Origin of the sequence: Paenibacillus sp. RC73 (assembly GCF_044908085.1) — a bacterium.
Lineage (GTDB): Bacteria > Bacillota > Bacilli > Paenibacillales > Paenibacillaceae > Paenibacillus > Paenibacillus terrae_A.
Window position 1 is genome coordinate 75375 of record NZ_JBIYCV010000014.1, and the last position, 20364, is coordinate 95738.

Annotated in this window: 26 protein-coding genes and 1 tRNA gene; 7 read left to right on the plus strand and 20 right to left on the minus strand. The window is 43.8% G+C overall.

Going from position 1 to position 20364, the window contains the following annotated elements; genetic code table 11:
* Positions 1-487: 487 nt before the first annotated feature.
* Genes rpsR through rpsF form a run of 3 tightly spaced genes read right to left on the minus strand, consistent with a single transcriptional unit; the run spans position 488 to position 1607 of the window.
* The gene (gene rpsR, locus ABH897_RS24375; protein ID WP_013312800.1) at positions 488-760 is read right to left on the minus strand and encodes a 30S ribosomal protein S18; all 273 of its coding nucleotides are present in this window, start codon (positions 758-760) and stop codon (positions 488-490) included.
* A gap of 21 nt (positions 761-781) precedes the next feature.
* Positions 782-1273, minus strand: a complete 492-nt coding sequence (gene ssb, locus ABH897_RS24380; protein WP_283654014.1) for a single-stranded DNA-binding protein — start codon at positions 1271-1273, stop codon at positions 782-784.
* Positions 1274-1322: 49 nt separating this feature from the next.
* On the minus strand, positions 1323-1607 hold the full coding sequence (gene rpsF, locus ABH897_RS24385) for a 30S ribosomal protein S6 (protein ID WP_014278989.1): 285 nt from the start codon (positions 1605-1607) through the stop codon (positions 1323-1325).
* Positions 1608-1926: 319 nt separating this feature from the next.
* On the opposite strand from rpsF, the gene ABH897_RS24390 reads away from it, so the two are divergent.
* Entirely contained in the window at positions 1927-2121 is a 195-nt protein-coding gene (locus tag ABH897_RS24390) for a YjzC family protein (protein ID WP_283654015.1), read from the plus strand.
* Between the two features lie 366 nt (positions 2122-2487).
* Positions 2488-2805 carry a hypothetical protein gene (locus ABH897_RS24395; RefSeq protein WP_283654016.1) on the plus strand — a complete coding sequence of 106 codons (318 nt, stop codon included), beginning with the start codon at positions 2488-2490 and terminating at the stop codon, positions 2803-2805.
* Between the two features lie 79 nt (positions 2806-2884).
* Here ABH897_RS24395 and ABH897_RS24400 read toward each other — a convergent pair whose 3' ends face one another.
* Positions 2885-3247: a hypothetical protein gene (locus ABH897_RS24400; protein WP_404592828.1), complete on the minus strand. Its 363-nt coding sequence runs from the start codon at positions 3245-3247 to the stop codon at positions 2885-2887.
* 152 nt (positions 3248-3399) lie between these two features.
* On the opposite strand from ABH897_RS24400, the gene ABH897_RS24405 reads away from it, so the two are divergent.
* Together ABH897_RS24405 and ABH897_RS24410 are read left to right on the plus strand one after the other, a co-directional pair.
* Positions 3400-3630 (plus strand): helix-turn-helix domain-containing protein, encoded by a 231-nt coding sequence (locus ABH897_RS24405; protein WP_404592829.1) that lies wholly within the window; start codon positions 3400-3402, stop codon positions 3628-3630.
* A 168-nt stretch (positions 3631-3798) separates the two neighbouring features.
* Positions 3799-4029, plus strand: a complete 231-nt coding sequence (locus tag ABH897_RS24410) for a helix-turn-helix domain-containing protein (protein ID WP_404592830.1) — start codon at positions 3799-3801, stop codon at positions 4027-4029.
* 306 nt (positions 4030-4335) lie between these two features.
* Here the strand turns inward: ABH897_RS24410 and ABH897_RS24415 are convergent, their stop codons facing one another.
* On the minus strand, positions 4336-4701 hold the full coding sequence (locus ABH897_RS24415; protein WP_404592831.1) for a hypothetical protein: 366 nt from the start codon (positions 4699-4701) through the stop codon (positions 4336-4338).
* A 253-nt stretch (positions 4702-4954) separates the two neighbouring features.
* On the opposite strand from ABH897_RS24415, the gene ABH897_RS24420 reads away from it, so the two are divergent.
* Both ABH897_RS24420 and ABH897_RS24425 read left to right on the plus strand, forming a co-directional pair.
* Positions 4955-5215, plus strand: a complete 261-nt coding sequence (locus ABH897_RS24420) for an XRE family transcriptional regulator (protein WP_404592832.1) — start codon at positions 4955-4957, stop codon at positions 5213-5215.
* 828 nt (positions 5216-6043) lie between these two features.
* Entirely contained in the window at positions 6044-6715 is a 672-nt protein-coding gene (locus ABH897_RS24425; protein ID WP_404592833.1) for a hypothetical protein, read from the plus strand.
* Positions 6716-7197: 482 nt separating this feature from the next.
* On the opposite strand, the gene ABH897_RS24430 is transcribed toward ABH897_RS24425, so the two are convergent.
* From ABH897_RS24430 to ABH897_RS24455, 6 genes are all read right to left on the minus strand, one after another.
* A complete protein-coding gene (locus ABH897_RS24430; RefSeq protein WP_404592834.1) occupies positions 7198-7329 on the minus strand; it encodes a putative holin-like toxin in 132 nt (43 codons plus the stop codon).
* 84 nt (positions 7330-7413) lie between these two features.
* Positions 7414-7728, minus strand: a complete 315-nt coding sequence (locus ABH897_RS24435) for a tyrosine-type recombinase/integrase (RefSeq protein ID WP_404592840.1) — start codon at positions 7726-7728, stop codon at positions 7414-7416.
* Positions 7661-8200, minus strand: a complete 540-nt coding sequence (locus ABH897_RS24440; RefSeq protein ID WP_404592835.1) for a hypothetical protein — start codon at positions 8198-8200, stop codon at positions 7661-7663. The genes ABH897_RS24435 and ABH897_RS24440 overlap by 68 nt, the downstream gene beginning before the upstream one ends.
* 151 nt (positions 8201-8351) lie before the next feature.
* A tRNA-Ser gene (locus ABH897_RS24445) sits at positions 8352-8442 on the minus strand.
* A 77-nt stretch (positions 8443-8519) separates the two neighbouring features.
* Positions 8520-8744: a DUF951 domain-containing protein gene (locus ABH897_RS24450; RefSeq protein ID WP_025683694.1), complete on the minus strand. Its 225-nt coding sequence runs from the start codon at positions 8742-8744 to the stop codon at positions 8520-8522.
* Complete coding sequence (locus tag ABH897_RS24455; protein ID WP_404592836.1) at positions 8734-9684, minus strand: mechanosensitive ion channel family protein; 951 nt, start codon at positions 9682-9684, stop codon at positions 8734-8736. Before ABH897_RS24455 ends, ABH897_RS24450 begins: the two co-directional genes overlap by 11 nt.
* 305 nt (positions 9685-9989) lie before the next feature.
* Between ABH897_RS24455 and yyaC the strand changes: the two genes are divergently transcribed.
* Positions 9990-10595 carry a spore protease YyaC gene (gene yyaC / locus ABH897_RS24460; RefSeq protein ID WP_283654022.1) on the plus strand — a complete coding sequence of 202 codons (606 nt, stop codon included), beginning with the start codon at positions 9990-9992 and terminating at the stop codon, positions 10593-10595.
* Here yyaC and ABH897_RS24465 read toward each other — a convergent pair.
* The 9 genes from ABH897_RS24465 to ABH897_RS24505 form a co-directional block, all read right to left on the minus strand.
* The gene (locus tag ABH897_RS24465) at positions 10549-11070 is read right to left on the minus strand and encodes a DUF4446 family protein (RefSeq protein ID WP_283654023.1); all 522 of its coding nucleotides are present in this window, start codon (positions 11068-11070) and stop codon (positions 10549-10551) included. The two genes, yyaC and ABH897_RS24465, sit on opposite strands and share 47 nt — an antisense overlap.
* A 199-nt stretch (positions 11071-11269) precedes the next feature.
* The gene (locus tag ABH897_RS24470) at positions 11270-12112 is read right to left on the minus strand and encodes a ParB/RepB/Spo0J family partition protein (protein ID WP_283654024.1); all 843 of its coding nucleotides are present in this window, start codon (positions 12110-12112) and stop codon (positions 11270-11272) included.
* Positions 12105-12866: a ParA family protein gene (locus ABH897_RS24475; RefSeq protein WP_025683689.1), complete on the minus strand. Its 762-nt coding sequence runs from the start codon at positions 12864-12866 to the stop codon at positions 12105-12107. The genes ABH897_RS24470 and ABH897_RS24475 overlap by 8 nt, the downstream gene beginning before the upstream one ends.
* Before the next feature lie 310 nt (positions 12867-13176).
* Positions 13177-13995: a nucleoid occlusion protein gene (gene noc, locus ABH897_RS24480; RefSeq protein ID WP_283654025.1), complete on the minus strand. Its 819-nt coding sequence runs from the start codon at positions 13993-13995 to the stop codon at positions 13177-13179.
* 433 nt (positions 13996-14428) lie between these two features.
* Positions 14429-15151, minus strand: a complete 723-nt coding sequence (rsmG, locus tag ABH897_RS24485; protein ID WP_404592837.1) for a 16S rRNA (guanine(527)-N(7))-methyltransferase RsmG — start codon at positions 15149-15151, stop codon at positions 14429-14431.
* On the minus strand, positions 15151-17040 hold the full coding sequence (gene mnmG, locus ABH897_RS24490) for a tRNA uridine-5-carboxymethylaminomethyl(34) synthesis enzyme MnmG (protein ID WP_404592838.1): 1890 nt from the start codon (positions 17038-17040) through the stop codon (positions 15151-15153). Before mnmG ends, rsmG begins: the two co-directional genes overlap by 1 nt.
* A 100-nt stretch (positions 17041-17140) precedes the next feature.
* Positions 17141-18517, minus strand: coding sequence for a tRNA uridine-5-carboxymethylaminomethyl(34) synthesis GTPase MnmE (gene mnmE / locus ABH897_RS24495; RefSeq protein ID WP_283654028.1), 1377 nt, complete (start codon positions 18515-18517; stop codon positions 17141-17143).
* A 164-nt stretch (positions 18518-18681) separates the two neighbouring features.
* Complete coding sequence (jag, locus tag ABH897_RS24500) at positions 18682-19440, minus strand: RNA-binding cell elongation regulator Jag/EloR (RefSeq protein ID WP_404592839.1); 759 nt, start codon at positions 19438-19440, stop codon at positions 18682-18684.
* Positions 19437-20309 (minus strand): YidC/Oxa1 family membrane protein insertase, encoded by an 873-nt coding sequence (locus ABH897_RS24505; protein ID WP_283654030.1) that lies wholly within the window; start codon positions 20307-20309, stop codon positions 19437-19439. Before ABH897_RS24505 ends, jag begins: the two co-directional genes overlap by 4 nt.
* Positions 20310-20364: the final 55 nt, after the last annotated feature.

The window sequence follows — 20364 nt, forward strand, 5'->3', positions numbered from 1 at the left end:
CCTGCGTTGATTCGTTAAAGCTTGAGGTTTGAAAATGATATCTGTGCATCCTCCTTACCGTTACCAATGATAGCGTAAACACGTGTTTTAGACCTTTGGTCAATTTAGGGTTCTGATAACCATTATATTTTTATTAAGGCTTATCTTAAGTGTAAATTAATATCACGTCAATATCTTTTTTTGTGTAATGTAAAAATGCAAACTATCTATTTTTGTAAAGTTTATGAATTTTATTTCAAAAAATTACCGATAATATTAGTTACCATGTAATATAAAATAACATTTCAGAAATCTAAATGTATACTCTGGCGAGTTGGGGGAACATGCGATCACAAATGCGACTAGAAAAGCCGAGCTAAGCATAATGGTTAAACATGGATTGTATTATTAGTAAGTTACAATACATGGGACTTGTTGTCAATAAGAAAAATCATAAAAGAGGCGCTCCCGAAATCGGGAGCGCCTCTTTTTCTCTTCCATGAAACTACTATTCAGTAGTGTAAGGAAGCAATGCGATTTGACGGGAACGTTTAACCGCGATTGTCAACATACGTTGATATTTCGCGCTTGTTCCAGTCACACGACGAGGAAGAATTTTTCCACGTTCGCTGATGAATTTTTTAAGCAGGTCTGTATCTTTATAGTCAATGTGAGTAATTTTGTTCACAGTGAAGAAACATACTTTACGACGTTTGTTGCGACCACCACGACGAGCTGGTCTTTTGTTATCGTCTCCGCCTTCTCTTTGTCTGAAGCCCATTCTTTGTCAGTCCTTTCCCAATTAAAATGGTAGATCATCATCCGAAATATCGATCGGTTTTCCGTCATCGGAAAAAGGATCCTGATTGTTTCGCGAGTTATTATTCCCGCGTCCACTATTGCTGTTACCGCCTCCGAAAGGAGACTCCTCACGCGCAGCTCCACCGCTATTGCCGCCACCGTTACCGCTATCGCGGTTAGATTCCAGGAAACGCACATTATCAGCTACAATTTCAGTCACGTATACACGCTTTCCTTCATTGTTCTCATAATTACGCACCTGAACACGGCCTTCAACAGCCGTTAAACGACCTTTGCGAAGATAGTTAGCGCATGTTTCAGCAAGCTGACGCCAGGTTACGATCGGCAAGAAATCCGCTTCCCGTTCGCCGCCTTGACTCGTAAACGGACGGTCTACAGCCAGGGTGAACTGGGTTACTGCTACACCAGACGGTGTATAGCGCAGCTCCGGATCTTTGGTCAAACGACCGATCAGAATGACACGGTTCAACAATCCAATCCCCTCCTTTGAGCGTTGTTCATTACATAATCACGTACAATAATTAAGCTACGTCGTTCGTAATGAGATAACGAATTACTTCGTCAGAAATTTTCATGATACGCTCAAGCTCAGCAACTACAGCAGGTTCTGCTGTGAAGTTTACCAGAACGAAAGAACCATCACGGAATTTCTTAATCTCATACGCAAGACGGCGTTTAGTTACATCGTGACTCGTAATTTCGCCACCGCCGTTGGAGATGATACCTTGGAATTTATCGACTGCCGCTTGAACAGCTTCTTGTTCAATGTCAGGACGAATAATGTACATCACTTCATATTTGCGCATTCTTTACACCTCCTTATGGACATAAGGCCCTCAATCTCGGTTGAGAGCAAGGAACGAGCCTAAACTCGCACTAAAACAGTTTACCAAATCGAGCAGCTGATTGCAACCTGCAATTGAGTTCATGTGTTGTACATCAGCTAAATCAGCTTCATACATTCCATTCTTCACGATTTTATATGTACAGTAAGATTTATCTATATATAGGAAAGAACTCGGTTTTTTTCTGACATTCAGTGTGCTTGTTCCCGGATGTTTCTGCTCATATCGGCGCACAATAACCGTTGCAGTTCAATCCAAGTAGTAAAGGAGGAACAACCTTATGGGTGAAAAAACCGAATTTGAGCCAGGTGACAAAGCACCAAATGACGGCGTGTATATGGAAGTGGGCGAGAAAAGCTTTCATACCGAAATTCAAAACCCGCAGCAAGTGACACTGGAAAGAGGCGAATCTTTTCCGGAGACGACCAACCATAATCGCAAATGGAAGAAAAAAACGAAAGCCCGCGTTCATTAATGTATATTTTCTCAACATTCGGGCCATATTATAATCAGGCGATACAACAGAGAGGTGTGGTTCCGTTGGATGACGTAGCCGAACAAACTGTTAGGAGATCCATTCCGGGCATTAGAAGCGTTAGGTTTGTGTAAAAGGACTCTGTCTTTTCAACACTGGTATTGCTTGTCAGTACACCGAGTTTCGTGATGTGATTGGACAGATCGTATCCTGTTAAAAATGTATCGCCTACGATGGAGGACCTTTGAGGTCCTCCTTTGTTGCATTATCGGACTTTTTGCATATACTGGTAAAATGCAGATTAATCCGGCTCCTTCTGCTAGAATATATCCAAGTACAAAGACCTACTTTTACGGAGGTTTTAAGATGAGTTATTCTCGAATATTAAAGTGGATATCAGGTATATTCGAATTGGTGCTTGCCGTACCGATTGTAGGAGGAGCTATTGTCATGGGGACCGGTTACTCGGCTCTGGGATTCATGCTTATCCTGCATGCAGTAACACTCATCCTGTCGTTACGCAATCAGGAAGCGATCTACGGCTCTGTATGGGGGATATTGACCTCTTTGCTGGCCTGGATCCCCGTAGTGGGCTGGATACTACATTTGATCGCAGCCATCCTACTGATGATCTCCGGCTCGAAAAAAACAAAACGCTATAACTACCCGCCGAACCAGCTATAACAATAAAGGGGTGTTCTTTAACAGCTGATACCTGTCACTGTTGAAGGGCATCTTCTTTATTTTATTCGCACCTCAACACTCATCCCTTCTTCCTCAAAAGGTCCAGCTCCATATCTCCCCTCCCTGGCAGACAAAGTAATTCATCGAATAAAAAAGCCAGTCCGCTCTTACCTCTCCAACACCGAATAACGTCCGTGACAACCTCCGTAATTTCACGCTGTACCCCTCTCGCCAGTTGAAGCCCTCCATACTCTCCTTCTACATAAAGGTGCGTATGATACGGCTGTTCCACCTTTTGTACATGACGTAAGCACAAAGCGCCATTTTCGAGATAAAAGAAATAACAACCCTCATAAACAACTCCCTCGAATATCTCGTACATATGCGGCAGATCATAAGGTCCATACACCATAGCCGCCTGTTCCAGTTTTAATGAATTCATATATAAAATCTCCTCTCCTTCCCTATCTGTTTATAGAACATAGTGTTCCTATGACCAACTGATCCCTTATATATACAATGTTATTCTTGATTTTATCGTACGCTTATGAGTACAATAAATAATTGTCTGGAATAAATTCAGGAGTGTGTAACATGAAAGTAAAAATAATGCTTGGCGAGTTAATTAAGAGTAAGGCTATCTCTCTAAACCAGCTATCTTATAAAACAGGCGTCCGCAGAGCAGCACTTTCTGAACTGGCAAACGATAAGAGAGAAAATATCAATTTCAAGCATATTGAACAAATTGCAAAAGCATTAGACATTTCAGATATCCGTGAAATAATTACTCTTGTAGATGAAGAACAGAGCACACGTTATAATTAGAAAATAAAAAACTATGTTATGCAGAGTTCTTGATATGTGCAGTCCCTTCCCCCATGATGAATACATACTCCTTTCTTTTAATTACGCTTTTCGTAATTTAACTATATTTATTACGCTTTTCGTATCTCTATATATTTAGTTATGTGAAATAAGAAAGGAGGAAAGACATTGAGTCAACGATTGCTCGTCTGTGATTTAAAGAACCTCTTACGTGAAAAGGGTTGGGAACAAAAGACATTAGCCGAGCTAACTGGTATTAGAGAAGCTACCATTTCAGAAATGGTCAGAAATAAAAACAAGATGTTTCCCCGACAGGCATTGGAAAAAATCATTAATGTTTTAGATATAGATGATATAGGGAAATTATTACGAGTTGAATATGTAGATGCTGATAAGTAAATGAATTTGTGCCTCAGCTTAATTGTAGTGTGTGGTTTGTAGAGTATTATAAGGGTAAAAGGAGCAAGCTCTCGAAAACTCATTCGAGAACTTGCTCCTTTGTAATATCAGAAAACTCGTCATAATCTATTTAAAACGTATCAATATCATTCCGTGCAAGTGAACGGAATGATAAGACTTATTCTCTGTAGAAAAACGCTATAACTACCCACCAAACCAGCTATAATAACAAAAGATGCTCCTGACTGCACTTATTTTCCTGCTATCAGGTTTCTTTTTGCTGTAAAGGCACCTCTGAAGAACATCCTAACCCTTGTCTTTTACAAGATTCAGCTGTATGTCTCCCCTTCCTCGGAGACACAGTAATTCATCAAATAGAAAAGTAAGGCCGCTCTGGTCCCTCCAGTTTTTGATGATGTCAGTTACGACCTCTATCAAATCACGCCGAATCCCCTCTGCCAGTTGTAGTCCTGCACTGTCACCGTCGATGAACAAATGTGTATGCTCAAGCTTATCCAGCTTGCGTACCTGACGCAGACATAGCACACCATTGTCCAGATAGAAGAAATAGCATCCTTTATAAAGAACTCCTTCGAATATCTCATACATATGTGGCAAATCATACGGCCCGTATACCATCGAAGCCCATTCCAATCCCAACGATTTACTCATACATCCGTCCTCCCCTTTCGCTAATGGAAATAAAGTTATCCTTCAACTCGTAAAATGAAGCAAAAATCAATAAAACTCAATTAGTATTACTTTAATAGTAATATAATATAAATAATATTACTACTCGGTGAGTAGTACGTCAATAGGATATACGAAAAAAGTTTTACGATGTAGGTAGTGTAGGCTATAATAACAAAATAGCTAATTTAGTATTTTAGAAGTTTAAAATATGCCATTAAGGAGGGTCATTAGCGTGAGTCAAATACATTTTAAATTGAGTGAAACACTTGAAATGATTGGAGCTACGCGTAACAAGATCGCGGTGGAGTCGAAAACAAGACCTGCTACTATTCTTGATTTAGCAAGTGGCGATACAAAAACCATCAAGCTGGAAACTTTGGTCAATATCCTGAATGCCATTAACCAAATCGCCGATAGCCAAGGCGTAGAAAAAAAATTTGGTATTGAAGATATCATTCAATACATCCCTGAAAGCACAGAAAATAAGCGCTAATCCACTTTGAGATAGCGCTTATTTTTTATAATATGATTCTTCCCTTCCAAACAGGCATAAACCTCTTCTAAGTTCTTTACTCCGTAAACGCGATAGCAGCATATATACCTTCGCAATATATTCCATAAATAAAAAAATTCCTACACCCCACAGGGTAGGAGATTGGTTTAATTATTCAATGAAGTTAGTGGCAGAAAGAGTGGAATTCGAACCCACGTACGCCTTGCAACGTTTAACTAATTTCGAGTCACGTAGTTGACGATAAAGTTCCGTTAATCCTACGCTGTTTGAATTAGTTCCTTCTATTATAGAAGCACGCATATAAATGAAGAAAGAACGCCCATCTCCGAAGAGACGAGCGCTTAGATTATCGTTATAGGGTTACCCCCGAGTTAAAAATATTGTCCAAATTATTTTCGCACCACATTCCAGACATGCGCGCAGGTCCTTAGGGTACGGTGCTGCTTCGTTGTGTTAAAGCATTTTTGATTCAAATCTTTGCGTTCCGAAAACAAACAATTTCGGAATCGAGTCGATGTTAGAAATGCGGTTTCATTTACGCACTTTCTTTATTAAATACACAGCCAGATATCCTAGTGCTAATAATCCTGTACTTATAAAGCAAACTATTAAACCACTTAGTTCTACTTTTCCAATAAGTAAATATATAGCAAAGAGCCCGGTTAAAAATGTAAGGATCAAGTTGATTACAAAGTTTTTCAAAATTAAAAACTCCTTCCAATAAAATGTGTACAAAAAGAATATATATATGGTATTCTATGTATTGTAATTACAATTATATCATATTATTGGGAGGTAAGTGGGAAAATGAAGAGATTTATATCGGCTTTTATGGCATCAATCATGCTAATGCTTGTTATCGGCAGTTCAGCAGCACTAGCAGCACAACCAAATGAAATACAGAGAGAATCAACCTCTGAACTCAGCCAAGAATTGATTAACAAAGCAAATCCTTACATAAAATTACAGTCACAAAAATTCACTTTAATTGAAGAGGCTTCAAAAAATTTAACTGAAGATGAACTTGGACTCGTTAATAAAGCTTTAGATTTGGCAAATGATCAAGCAAAGAATATCCCAGATGATGTAACAGTTACTACAACGGATAGTAACAGTTTAAAAGTAGTACCTTCTAATTTCTCTACAGCTTCTATTAATACTTCCGCCTATTGGGATTATGAATTACTTTGGTGGGGATACCGTATCTTTTTATCTCACCAATTAACACAAGATATCAAAGCAAAATCCCTTTACATAGGGGGCATTGGAGCAATAAGCTCAGGAAGTCTTAACGCTATTCTTACGTCTTTGGGTCTACCAGGTTGGATAGCAAATATTATCGTAGGGGTATTTATAGTTAAAGGTGCCACCATTGTTTATGCGGATAATGGCAGAGGGGTTTATCTTGATGCATTTTGGGCTATTGACCCTGCTAACCAGGTAATAAACTTCGCTTTATCTAAAGTGTATGGTGCTTGATAACTCCTAAAATTCATTTTCTTGTCTTTTTGAGGTGAAAAAGCGTGAAACAAAAATCCGGTAGAGGTGCCCTCTCTCCGGATTTTTGTTGTTTTTATAATTTCAAAAAGCATGGTGGGTATATTGAGAAAGAGAAAGATTAAATTAAATGAAGTTATCAATAGAGGCCTTACCCCCGCTCCACTGAACGTACTATACACGCTAGTACCGATCAACGTGTACGAAACGATATCGACGCCGATTTAATCCGGCGCGACTCCGTACTTTTCGAGGACTTGATACGCGAGGCCGACAACCGCTGCGATGAATAACGGATTAGTTAAGTGAGTATATAAGTAAATATAATAATAATCCTGTTGTATCATTAAGCAATTAGCTGTAAAATATAATTGACAAAAGAAAGAAGCCGTAATTGCAAGACGCACGGCTTCCGTTTTATAAAATTATCCGTAGAAGTAGCCTAGTCCCCGCCAAGAGATAGGCTATCTTCTTTTGTGCACTTTATTTTCTTCGCGTTTCTGCTTAAACGTAATTATAGAAATAACAACGGCCAGCAATGTCAAAACAAACATTCCAAAATTAATCATTAAAGACATAGACTCGAACACACTCATTCATAGTTCCTCCATGCCGTGCGTCTTGCTTATATAATTATACAACATACTTCCGCCAAATACCCTCTCAACTATAAATTCCTCTCATTTCCGAAGTCTCGATAACGGAGAATGCTTCCGGTGCTCATCCGCTAGACTTCCCTCGCTAATCTGTACATACTTCCGCGTTGTTGAAATATCCGCGTGTCCCATCAACTTTTGTAAGTGAAATATCGACATTCCGTTCTCAGCCGCCATAGTAGCGAAATTATGCCTCAACACATGCGGCGACATCGACCGCCCGAGCTTCGCCCTCTCCGCGTATTTTTCAAACGATTTCTGTATCGTCTTTTCACTTAATTGCTGTCCGTAATTGGTTGTGAATAAGTATGGCGTGCCATTGCGCCCATTGTCGTTGATCCGGAGCCTTCATAAAACGCCGCAGCTCGTCCTCAGTTAACGGCATAACTGTATCGACGTCCTGGCGCATTAGAGACAAGTTTGCGACCGGATTACGGTTAAATAACGTCTTCAACACGCATATACGCACGTTCACAGACGCTGGAGAAAGCCCCTTGCGCTCCTTATCGTAGTCCGCCTTGAACGGATGGCCTGCGTAGAACTCCTTGTCATTGTCGCACCACAAGACGTACTCACGCAGCATCGCCGCCGTCACGTCATCAATCGAAATATCTCCGTACCTTTCTGTGACCCATTCGTTAAAATAGCCCATATTCTGTATGTAACCGTCGATCGTCCGTTCCTTTAAGTTATTAGCGCGTTTCACTTTAACAACGAAGTCCAGCGCCTCCTCAAGCGTGTACGACAGCAGCCCCGTATCTACTACCGGCTTACGTGCGCTGATTGTCTTGCGGCCCATACGTTTATCCATACTAAAAAACCTCCTACGCGTGGTTAGCGTAAGAGGTTAACGGAATCATTTAGGTATATCGGAATCATCTAGCTCAATTTTCGTGTAAAATCGTATAGCTTTCGATCCACATATCGTACTGAAAACGTTGATACAGTGCGATTTATTATAATGGCGGAAAGAGTGGGAGTCGAACCCACGCACGCCTTGCGACGCCTAACTGATTTCGAGTCAGCCCCCTTAGACCTCTTGGGTACCTTTCCGCAGCAAGGATTATTATACCATCATTGTGCCCATGATGCAAGTTCATTGTTACCCAAAATCACTCAGCTACCCCGGCTCAATTCGTTTCTGAATTTTGCCCGTCAGCGTTAGCTTTTGAACGCAGCACCTTCTTCATATTCTTTTCGAACTTGGCACGCGGAATCAGCACACTGTGCTGACAACCGACACATTTAATCCGAATATCCATACCCATACGGATAATTTCCATTTCATTCGTTCCGCAGGGATGGGGCTTCTTCATCTGCACAATGTCCCCCAGTTCAAACGACTTACGCTCCACCCTTCTCTCCCCCTTTTCTTTCTTGCTCGTCTTCCTTCTCGAGAGTTACCGCCGTCTCCAACGCGGTCTGACGATGTTCCTCATCCTCTAGTGCCTTCTTAATGTTATTCTGAATATCACGTTCTACCGCAGCCCCTGTATTCGGCATACACTCCGCCACAACACGCACAATATACTCTGATGTCGTCATCGACTGAACCCCCAGAACATCAGGTATATTCAGCACCTGCACATTGGACTCTTCAATGCCATGGATCGCTTGTTTTACCAAACCAACAGCTTCCTCCAGAGTGCGCTCTGCCTTCATCGGCACATCTACCACCGCCAACGAGTTGGACATGGAAAAGTTCGTAACCGTCGTAATGGAGCCGTTGGGTAAAATGTAGACCTCCCCTTTCCAGCTCACCAGCCTGGTTGTACGCAGCCCAATCACTTCTACTGTACCTTTGAAGGTTCCTGTCTGAATGACGTCTCCTACAGCAAACTGATCCTCGAAAATAATAAAGAACCCGGTAATCACATCCTTAACCAAGCTCTGCGCCCCAAAACCAACGGCCAACCCAAGCACTCCGGCTCCGGCAATCAGAGGCCCGAGATTAATGCCCATTTGAGACAATACCAGCATAATCAGAATAAAATTGAATACGATATTTGTTACATTTTTCAGCAGTTCTCGGACGGTTGTTAGCCGCCTGGTATTCAATTGAAACCTGCTGTTCTCTCCCTTTTGCTGCATCGACTTATCTATAATTTTATTAATAACGCGAATAAAGATACGTGTGATGATGAAAATAATGGCAATCTTCAAAACCACAAACAACAAAGTCGACCACATCGCACTATCTGAAAGCCATTCCCATATAACATCCTTCCAGTGCATCGCATCCTTCACAACAGCAGTCGTCCCTGTATTGTTCTCCAACCAACGCATTAAGGTCATTCTGTTGCTCCTCCTTACACAAGGGACACTCTTCTGGTTTCCCAAATTCTATTGTCTACTACATAAGCCCATCTACTGGTTTCATTCATTTTGCTATGAATAATCTACTTCGCCGAGTATAAAACCCCAAACTTATCCATATACTATCTACTATCTTGAGAATAATTGTTACCCGCAGGCTAATTGTCATTCTCTAAGGCAGTTTACTGCTGGTTTTCATCTCTGATCAATGCTATGCCAACAGCTAACGGTCTATAAAGCGAGCGCAATCTGCACACTCCATTACAGAGCGAAAGGAAGATTCCATGACTCATCCATCTGACTTCATTCCGGAGCAAGAACCCCTTAGCTTAAAAATATCACACACCGACCCCGGGATCCAATCAGCCATCAGCCATCGTTTGCTGTTCCATTTGCACCAGGCGCCCAGTCTGCAAAATATCGTTATTATTTGCATCGGCACCGACCGTTCTACTGGAGATTGTCTCGGCCCGCTCGTAGGTACCCAGTTGTCACGTTATAAAAGCCCGCTCTTTCACCTTTACGGAACATTGGAGGAGCCTGTACATGCTATGAATCTGCAAACAACATTGGACGGCATACACACCCGGTACGACCAGCCCTATATCATCGGCATAGACGCATGTCTTGGACAAACCTCCAGCGTCGGATGCATTCAGGTTGCGGACGGGCCTTTGAAGCCTGGAGCGGGGGTAAATAAAGAATTACCGCCGGTCGGCGATATCCATTTGACAGGAATCGTTAACGTCGGCGGCTTTATGGAATACTTTGTGTTGCAAAATACAAGACTAAATCTGGTAATGAAATTATCAGATATCATTGCTGGCAGCTTATACTCCGCGATTAAGGAGTGGCATTACCGTTCCGTCCTGCTTGCTGCGCAAGAGTAACGGCTTCTTTCTCTTCAGGAGATAAGGAATAGGATGACTGCCCCGCTTCCAGGGGCTTGGCATACACATAAGAGCCATCCCGGTTATAAATACCGGTTAATACGATACCATCCTGATTATCATCTACAATGGCCATGGAGAAGCTTAAATCGCTCCCTCGCTCGCCAAAGGCATTATAGCGTTTGATACCTATATGTCCCTTCAGGCCAGTCAGTTTACTGCGTAGAGATTCCATACTTGCACGATGGGCTTCCTGCTCATCCTCAATCGTATCCATTTGCACCTTCAAATCAATCAGCAGCGTTTCCAAATTTTCGACACCGCTGCCTGCCATCATGGTTTCATACTTTCGTCGCATCTTCTTCAACTTTGCACCCTGCACAATGATAACAATCATCAGGATGAGCAAAATAAGCACAATCCCTGCAACGATTCCGGCAAGCTGTTCCATGATTAGTCCGTTCAATTCAGCCATATGCTTGCTTCTACTCCTCCACCTCAAAAATCATGTCACTGCATACCTCTTATTTTATACGTTTGAGGACAGCGAAACAAATAACAAAAGGCTATTAGTTTATCCATCCAGACCATTCTGATTCCTTCACTTCCAGACAAAGCAAAGACATATCTCACTTCCCATTTCGATCAAGGAGACATGTCCTATTTCGTACAGACTACTGCAATAGTTCCAGTAATCTTTCCAAATCCTGCTGGCTGTAATAATTCAATTCGATTTTACCTTTATCCTTGTTATGCTTGATTTTCACAGTTGTTTTAAAACGTTCACGCAAGGACTCTTCCATATGATCAATAAAAGGGTCCTTTTTTCTCACCTTGGACTTGGCCTTCGCTTCACCAGGCTTATGATCCAACTGCTGTACAGCTTCTTCCAGCTCCCGAACACTCCATTGTTGCTCAATACATTGTGTCGCCAATTGCTTCACCATATCGGGATTTTTAAGCCCAACAATCGCTCTGGCATGTCCCATAGATAATGTTCCACGTGAAACATGATCCTTAACTTCCTCCGGCAATGCAAGCAAACGAAGAAAATTCGCAATATGAGAGCGCGACTTACCCACTTTCAAGGACAATTCCTCTTGAGTTAACGAGAACTGATCCATTAATCCCTGATAAGCTACTGCTATTTCCATAGCGTTCAGATTTTCACGCTGCAAATTCTCAATCAGGGCAATCTCCATTACCTGCTGATCGGTAAAATTGCGAACAACCACAGGTATCGTCGAATTCCCACAATATTGAGAAGCCCGAAATCTTCTTTCACCTGCAATAATTTCATAGCCTCTTAATACACTACGCGCAATAATAGGTTGGATAACACCGTGCTGACGAATGGATTCTGCCAGTTCTTTAATCGATTCCTCATCAAACGTTTTTCGAGGCTGGTACGGATTTGCACGCAACTGGCTAAGTGGAATGTCAACAACCTTGTCCTCATCATTGACTGTAAGGGAGGGAATGAGTGCATCCAGCCCTTTTCCCAACCGTTTACTCATAAGATGCCACTTCCTTTGCCAACTCAATATATACCTCTGCCCCACGAGAGCGGGGATCATACGTAATAATGGACTGGCCATGTGATGGTGCTTCACTGAGTCTCACATTGCGTGGAATAATCGTCTGATAAACCTTGCTTTGAAAATACTTTTTCACTTCTTCAATCACCTGAATACCCAAATTAGTGCGGGCGTCAAACATCGTCAACAATACGCCTTCAATTTGCAGCGAGGTATTCAAGTGCTTTTGTACCAATCGCACCGTATTCAGTAGCTGACTTAATCCTTCCAATGCGTAATATTCACATTGAATGGGGATAATGACCGAATCAGAGGCTGTTAAAGAATTAAGTGTCAAAATCCCCAACGACGGAGGGCAATCAATCAATATATAATCGTACTTATGCTTGACGAGCTGGAGCGATCTTTTTAACCTGAGTTCACGAGAAATGGTCGGTACCAGCTCAATTTCCGCTCCTGCCAGCTGAATGGTGGCCGGAATAATATCCAGTCCCTCAATCTGTGTACTGACAATCGCTTCGCTAGGATCAACCTCATTAATGAGTACATCATAAATGCAATTTGCCACATCCGCCTTATTGATACCCACACCGCTGGTTGTATTACCTTGCGGGTCGATATCCACGAGCAATACCCTTTTGCCGAGGGAAGCAAGTCCGGCGCCCAAATTCACGGAAGTAGTTGTTTTGCCCACTCCGCCCTTTTGATTGGCTACGGCTATTATTTTTGACACTTCATTCACCTCATAATTTAATCGGAATCCTGCTATATTTCTTGAACAGCATTTTGCATCATTCGATTCCCAACGCTTAAAAGTACAATAGATAGACAAACTAAACCGTTTGGATCTATATATTGCTGATTTAAAATCGCTCTTGCGATTGATGCAAAATGCTTATATTGCAAAATCCTCTAGTAAGACGATTCTCCATCATTAGCTTACGGATAACGGCAATTTTTAAAATAGAATGCGAGTATGCTGCGGTTTTATTCGGCGTTAGACAGAAAAAGCGGCAATTGCTGCCGCCTGTACGCTTCATCCCTTACTTACGTTTGGGAATTTGAATGACAATCTCATAGTGATCCTCATGATCGGATTCCTTGGTCTTGATATCCAACCCTGAGCCAGACACCATATCAATGGATTGACGAATCGTATTCAGCGCAAGCCGGACATCCTTAGTAAAGGAAATCCGCTTGGATTTCTTCATCGTGGACACTTGTTTATAAAAGGCGACTCTCGCCTCTGTCTGTTTCACATTGAGTTCCTTAGCGATGACTTCATCCAAAACCTTATACTGTAGCTCTTCAGTCTCTAATGACAATAACGCACGGGCATGACGCTCGGACACTTTGCGTTCCATTAGAGCACCTTTCACTCTCTCTGGCAGGTGAAGCAGCCGTATCTTATTAGCAATAGTGGATTGGCTTTTGCCAAGTCGCTGAGCGAGACTTTCCTGGGTGAGCTGATGCAGATCAATCAGCTTCTGGTAAGCTACAGCCTCTTCAATCGCTGTTAGCCCTTCCCTTTGAAGATTCTCAATCAACGCGATGGACGCAGCTTGTGAATCATTAAACTCACGAACAATGGCTGGAATGGTATCCATCCCCAGCTTGGTAACAGCTCTCCATCGACGTTCCCCTGCTATAATTTCGTAATGTCCATTACGGAAACGAACGACAATCGGCTGAATTACACCATGCGTCTTAATGGTCTGGCATAGCTCATCAATCTTCTCGTCGTCAAATATGGTGCGGGGCTGATAAGGACTGCTGACAATATCCCCAACTGGAATTTGTTTTATTTCGTCCCCAGAGGATCGCTCCGTCAAACCAAATAGCTTGGAAAATTGTTCTTTCATTCCGTATAATACCACCTAATTTCATAATAGCACCATACTAACAGCGCTTCGTGAAAAACAGTTCCTTACGCGGATCGTAGCCCCTTTTATATGAGACAGCGCCGTAACCGGGTACACTCCACGTATTCTCCCTGGCATTGTTGTCCCGCTCCCCCTTATGTATATCTGAATTGAACGGTACGGGAAGCAGTCAACTTACATCAAAAACGATTATCTCTATTCTATCACTTTTCCAGCCATAATCCTATCGTCTCTACCAGCTTTTCGGAAGGATCAGAGAATAAATTGTGTACCCGATCAGATGCCTATTTATCCATGTTCCTCTGCGTCGTAAGTAAAGACCTTCTGCATCTTACGTTGTTTATGTAAAGAGCATCGCAAGCCATAAAAAAAGTAAATGTTTCACGTGAAACATTCACTTTCTTTCAATTGGTTACACTAACGGTGTTTTTAAAGGCATACCCGACTTACGCGGATATTTCCGTGGTGTAGCTGCTCTTTTTTCAATAATAATCATATGTCTGGCTGCATCCTCTACAGGTAACTGAAAAGCCTGAATATGCTTAATTTTTCCCTTAAGCTCTTTCAAGCTGTAGGAAGCTTCCTTGATTTCCTCTGTCGGGTCACTGCCCTTCATCGCAGCAAAGTGACCTCCTTCACGGACAAAAGGCAAACAAAATTCATTCAGCACCGCAAGACGGGCAACGGCTCTGGCTGTGACCAGATCATAGCTGTCCCGGTATCCCGTTTTACGACCCAATTCTTCTGCCCTGCTATGAATCAGCTCCACGTCTTCCAATCCCAGTTGTTCTACCACATGCGCCAGAAATTGTATGCGTTTGTTCAACGAATCCACAATGGTCAACTGAATCTGCGGAAAGCATATTTTCAAAGGAATACCGGGGAATCCTGCACCCGATCCGATATCTGCCAAGCTTTCCACATCATTTAACGGAACATAAAAAGCCAGCGAAAGAGAATCGTAAAAATGCTTGGTGTACACCGCATCACGCTCTGTAATGCCTGTCAGGTTCATCTTTTCATTCCACTCAACCAGCACACGGTAATACATTTCGAACTGCTCTAACTGACTGTCATTAATCACAATGCTATGCTCTGCCAGTCGCTGCTTAAATTGCTGTTGTATCGCGTCCATTATGATCCCCTTGCTGCCGTTACGCGGTTATAATGCTCCAGATAAACGAGCAAAATGGAAATATCCGCAGGAGTCACACCCGAAATACGGGATGCCTGACCAATCGACATCGGACGAATTTTCGCAAGCTTCTGCTTGGCTTCAATCGCCAAACCCTGAACCTCATCGTATATGATATCCTCTGGAAGTTTTTTCTTCTCCATTTTTTGCAGACGTTCTACATGCATCAGTTGTTTCTCGATGTAGCCCGCATACTTAATCTGGATTTCGACCTGCTCCTGTTCCTCCTCAGTCAGAGATACAGGTGAAGGTGAAATTTGTGCCACTTGTGCATAGCTGATCTCTGGTCGACGCAGCACGGTTAACAAATTACTGCCGTCCTGTATCAGTGCAGATCCACCTTGCTCCAGCATCTCATTTACATCAACTGGACGAACCTTCGCCAGACGCAAACGCTCAATCTCTTGCTCTACCTTTTGCTTTTTATCCAAAAAGCGCTCGTACCGTTCATTCGTAATCAGGCCGATATCATGCCCGATCGGAGTCAATCGCAAATCTGCATTATCATGACGCAGCAACAGGCGGTATTCCGCACGGGACGTTAGCAAGCGGTAAGGCTCATTCGTACCCTTGGTCACCAGATCGTCGATCAGAACCCCAATGTAGCCTTGGGAGCGGTCCAGCACGACAGGTTCTTTGCCCTGCACCTTACGAGCCGCGTTAATACCTGCCATAATCCCTTGACCCGCAGCTTCTTCATAACCGGAAGTGCCGTTAATTTGACCCGCCGTGAACAGGCCGGGCACTCTTTTCGTTTCCAACGTAGGCCACAATTGTGTAGGCACCATGGCATCATACTCAATCGCATAGCCGTTACGCATCATTTCTACCTTTTCCATCCCCGGAATCGAGCGCAGCACAGCTAATTGCACATCCTCAGGCAAGCTGGTCGACAAGCCTTGAACATAGTATTCAGATGTGTTTTTACCTTCAGGCTCCAGAAAAATCTGATGCTTCGGCTTATCACTAAAACGCACCACTTTATCTTCAATAGATGGACAATAACGCGGTCCTGTTCCTTCAATCAGACCAGAAAACATCGGCGCACGATGCAAATTATCATTAATAATCTGATGAGTTTCCACTGAAGTATAGGTCAGCCAGCAAGGAAGCTGCTCATTATCCGAAGACTTCGTTTCATACGAGAAAAACTTCGGCTGATCGTCCCCCGGCTGAATTTCGGTTTTGCTAAAATCAATCGTGTCCTTATGCACGCGCGGCGGTGTACCCGTTTTGAAGCGGACCAGATCAAAGCCCAGCTCGCGCAAATGCTCAGACAGTCTCAACGAAGGCTGTTGATTGTTCGGGCCACTCTCATACATCAGCTCACCCATAATGATTTTACCACGTAAATAAGTGCCTGTAGTTAATACAACCGCTTTGCTTCGGTACTCCGTGCCGGTCTTCGTGATGACGCCCACGCAATGACCGTTTTCAATAATCAGCTCTTCCACCATTCCCTGGCGCAAGGTCAGATTTGGTTCCTTTTCCATCGTTTCCTTCATCGTATGCTGATAAGAGAACTTGTCTGCCTGTGCGCGCAATGCGTGGACCGCAGGCCCCTTACCTGTGTTCAACATCCGCATTTGGATAAACGTCTTGTCGATGTTCCGGCCCATTTCGCCGCCCAAAGCATCAATTTCACGCACCACATGCCCCTTGGCAGGACCGCCAATAGACGGGTTGCAGGGCATGAACGCGACCATATCCAGGTTAATCGTAATCATCAACGTACGGCAGCCCATCCGGGCTGCTGCCAAGGCGGATTCTACACCCGCATGGCCTGCGCCTACGACAATTACGTCATAGTCGCCTCCTTGATATCCCATACCTTTCTTACCTCCTTATGCACTTCGGTCTTCGCGTACCGAATATGCTCTTGTATATCTATAACGATAGTAGGGCTTAACCCAGCCATACTCGAATGCCCTATTTGCCCAGACAGAATTGTGAAAATATTTGATCGATTAAGGCATCATGCGCCGTATCGCCCACAATCTCGCCCAAATGCTCCCACGCCAGCCGTACATCAATCTGAATCATGTCAATCGGAACAAATTGATCAGCGGCTTCATAAGCATCTACCAACGATTGGCGAGCCTTCTTTAACAAAGCAATATGCCGTACATTGCTGACATATGTCATATCGGCTGATTCCAGCTTACCGCTAAAGAACAATTGTGATATGGCCTGCTCCAACCGATCTGCTCCCTCATTTTCCTTTACAGACATCGGTACGATAAGCTCTTCAGGAACATAACGCAGCAACAAATCCCGGTCTACTTGGGCCGGTAAGTCCATTTTATTCATAATGACAATCGCTTGTCTACCGCGGATTTGTTCCATTAATGCCATTTCATCCTCATGCAGTGGTTCGTTAGCGTTAATCACGATGAGCAGCAGATCCGCTTCACTAACCGCCGTTCTCGAACGCTCTACCCCGATCCGTTCCACTACATCCATCGTTTCCCGAATGCCAGCCGTATCCAGCAGTTTCAGAGGAATGCTGTTAATCGTCACATATTCCTCAATAACGTCACGGGTAGTGCCCGGAATATCGGTCACAATCGCCCGTTCGCCCTGAGCCAGTGTATTCAGCAGCGAGGATTTCCCCACATTCGGTCTTCCGACAATCGCTGTGGTTAGGCCCTCACGTAAAATTTTCCCCTGCTCCGCTGTATGCAGCAGCCGATCAATTTCCGCCATGACCTGACTGCTCTTATCCTTGATTAACTCAGACGTAAAAGATTCCACATCATGCTCAGGATAATCAATGTTCACTTCAATATGAGCCAGTGTCTCTACCAGAACATGACGCAAACGGCGGATATTCTGTGACAGTTGTCCATCTACTTGCTTCAAAGCTACTGAAAAAGCTTTATCCGACTTCGAGCGAATCAGGTCAATGACTCCCTCCGCCTGACTCAGATCAATACGACCATTCAGAAAAGCACGCTTCGTGAATTCGCCCGGTTCGGCCAAACGTATATTTTGCAGCAATAGTAAATCCATCACCCGTTTGACGGCTACAACCCCACCATGGGTACTGATTTCTACGACATCTTCTGTTGTAAAAGAGCGCGGCGCTCGCATGACCGTAACTAGAACTTCCTCCACCTTTTCCTGGCTTTGAGGATCTATAATATGTCCATAGTGTACCGTATGAGATGGAGCCTTGCTTAGAGGCGTTTTGCTTCGGAACAAAGCTTCCACTTCCGTAACGGCTTCCGGGCCGCTGACCCGTACAACCGCAATGCCCCCTTCGCCGACAGCCGTTGCAATAGCAGCTATGGTATCGCTCAGCATATGGTTTCTACCTCCTATCAAGTAGAAACGGCATTGCCGTCCTTGATCAAGGACGGCAACCGTTTCAGCGAGAAATATAAGAACAAATAGAGTGAAACTTATAAAGTCTTATGTTTAAAAAAAAGCAATGGCTTCTGCACCTTGCAGAGAGCCATTGCGTCGGATTATTTTTTAGCAATGACGACGCGCCGATTCGGCTCGTCCCCCTTGCTGTATGTTCTAACCAGCGCATGCTGTTGAAGCTTGGCGTGAATCAGCTTCCGCTCCTGTGACGGCATTGGCTCCAGCACTACTTCCTTGCCGTAACGAATAGCTTGGTTGGCCAGCCGATCCGCCAAATCCTCCAGTGTTTTTTGCCGACGTGCGCGAAATTGCTCGGCATCCAGCACAATCCGGATGAATTTGTCAGAATGACGGTTGGCAACGATATTCGTCAGGTACTGCAATGCATCCAGCGTCTGTCCCCGGCGGCCGATCAGCATGCCGAGCGACGGACCGGATATATCCAGTATGCTTTCATCCTTGCGGTGACGAACATCCACTTCCACATCCAGTCCCATTCCCGCTGCTGTTTCATGAATAAAACGTACAGCTTCTTCATAGGGATCTGCATGACCCGTGGAGGCTTCCTTGCTCGTACGTACTTCCTGCGTAACAGGTTCAGCTTCCGTAACAACAGCCTGTCCCACGATAGGCGCTTGTCTCGATACATGATGTTCAGCCGCGTGTGTGGTTTCGGGAGACGGATCAGACAGCAGCGTAAGCTCTACCTTCGCCTTCTTGACCCCGAGCCACCCCAGGAATCCTTTTGACGGCTGTTCCAACACGTTTACGGTTACCCGTTCACGGCTTACTCCCAGCTGGGAGAGTCCTTGTTTTACAGCATCTTCAACGGTTTTTCCTGAAGTCACGACTTTGGTCATCTCGACTTTTTAGCCCCCTTCGAGTTTCTGCCACCTTTTTTCTTGTTATTGCTATTGGAGGAACCTGTTTTCGTAAGACTGGCTGTTTTCACATTTGCCAGCGCAACTTCTTTATCCTTATTCCGATAAAGGAAATAGTTTTGAATAATCGTGTAAATATTACTGTAGAACCAGTATAGCGGCAAAGCGGATGGGAAGTTATACGACATGAACAGAATCAGCACCGGATAGACGTACAGCAAAAATTGCATCGGTCCCTGCTGCGGAGTCGGATTCATTTTCATCATCATCCAGGTTTGGACGAATGTTGTGATTGCCGCCAGAATTGGCAGGATAAAGAAGTGATCCGGTTTACCTAACTGGAGCCACAAGAAATCATGATCCCGCAATGCCGAGTTATAGTAAATGGCATTATAGAGCGCGATGAAAATCGGCATCTGAACGACCAAAGGAAGACAGCCCGCCATCGGGTTGACCTTGTTTTCCTGGAACAGCCTCATCGTCTCTTGCTGGACTTTCTCAGGCGTATCCTTGTATTTCGCTTGAATTTCTTTTAATTGCGGCTGAATGGCCTGCATTGCTTTAGAACTGCGTACTTGCTTGAGTGTAAGCGGCAAAATAATGGTACGCACGATAATCACCAGTATCAGTACGGCCAGGCCATACTCTCCAGAGAACCATTGGGCAAACGTATCCAGCGCATACGAAAACCAGTAAACGACATATCTTTGCCACCACGATCCGTTGGCCAAGTCTGCCGTCGTGTAAGAATTGTGGACCGTCGGGGCACACCCAGACAGCACAGCAACAAGTGCCAATAAGGCAATTAGAAGGAACCATTTCCCCCGTTGAGTCTTCAAACGCGACACTTCATAACCCCTTTCTTAACCAATCCATTCCAACGTAAATCATACCATATCCTGT

Bases quoted from the DNA above. Each gene is read 5' to 3' on its own strand.
- ABH897_RS24470 (WP_283654024.1), bottom strand. From the start codon at position 12,112: ATGAGTAAACGGTTGGGAAAAGGGCTGGATGCACTCATTCCCTCCCTT.
- yyaC (WP_283654022.1), top strand. From the start codon at position 9,990: ATGACTCATCCATCTGACTTCATTCCGGAGCAAGAACCCCTTAGCTTA.
- ABH897_RS24455 (WP_404592836.1), bottom strand. From the start codon at position 9,684: ATGACCTTAATGCGTTGGTTGGAGAACAATACAGGGACGACTGCTGTT.
- rpsF (WP_014278989.1), bottom strand. From the start codon at position 1,607: ATGCGCAAATATGAAGTGATGTACATTATTCGTCCTGACATTGAACAA.
- noc (WP_283654025.1), bottom strand. From the start codon at position 13,995: ATGAAAGAACAATTTTCCAAGCTATTTGGTTTGACGGAGCGATCCTCT.
- rsmG (WP_404592837.1), bottom strand. From the start codon at position 15,151: ATGGACGCGATACAACAGCAATTTAAGCAGCGACTGGCAGAGCATAGC.
- mnmG (WP_404592838.1), bottom strand. From the start codon at position 17,040: ATGGGATATCAAGGAGGCGACTATGACGTAATTGTCGTAGGCGCAGGC.
- ABH897_RS24425 (WP_404592833.1), top strand. From the start codon at position 6,044: ATGAAGAGATTTATATCGGCTTTTATGGCATCAATCATGCTAATGCTT.
- jag (WP_404592839.1), bottom strand. From the start codon at position 19,440: ATGACCAAAGTCGTGACTTCAGGAAAAACCGTTGAAGATGCTGTAAAA.
- mnmE (WP_283654028.1), bottom strand. From the start codon at position 18,517: ATGCTGAGCGATACCATAGCTGCTATTGCAACGGCTGTCGGCGAAGGG.
- ABH897_RS24430 (WP_404592834.1), bottom strand. From the start codon at position 7,329: ATGAGTGTGTTCGAGTCTATGTCTTTAATGATTAATTTTGGAATGTTT.
- rpsR (WP_013312800.1), bottom strand. From the start codon at position 760: ATGGGCTTCAGACAAAGAGAAGGCGGAGACGATAACAAAAGACCAGCT.
- ABH897_RS24415 (WP_404592831.1), bottom strand. From the start codon at position 4,701: ATGAGTAAATCGTTGGGATTGGAATGGGCTTCGATGGTATACGGGCCG.
- ABH897_RS24390 (WP_283654015.1), top strand. From the start codon at position 1,927: ATGGGTGAAAAAACCGAATTTGAGCCAGGTGACAAAGCACCAAATGAC.
- ABH897_RS24465 (WP_283654023.1), bottom strand. From the start codon at position 11,070: ATGGCTGAATTGAACGGACTAATCATGGAACAGCTTGCCGGAATCGTT.
- ABH897_RS24400 (WP_404592828.1), bottom strand. From the start codon at position 3,247: ATGAATTCATTAAAACTGGAACAGGCGGCTATGGTGTATGGACCTTAT.
- ABH897_RS24395 (WP_283654016.1), top strand. From the start codon at position 2,488: ATGAGTTATTCTCGAATATTAAAGTGGATATCAGGTATATTCGAATTG.
- ABH897_RS24405 (WP_404592829.1), top strand. From the start codon at position 3,400: ATGAAAGTAAAAATAATGCTTGGCGAGTTAATTAAGAGTAAGGCTATC.
- ABH897_RS24440 (WP_404592835.1), bottom strand. From the start codon at position 8,200: ATGGATAAACGTATGGGCCGCAAGACAATCAGCGCACGTAAGCCGGTA.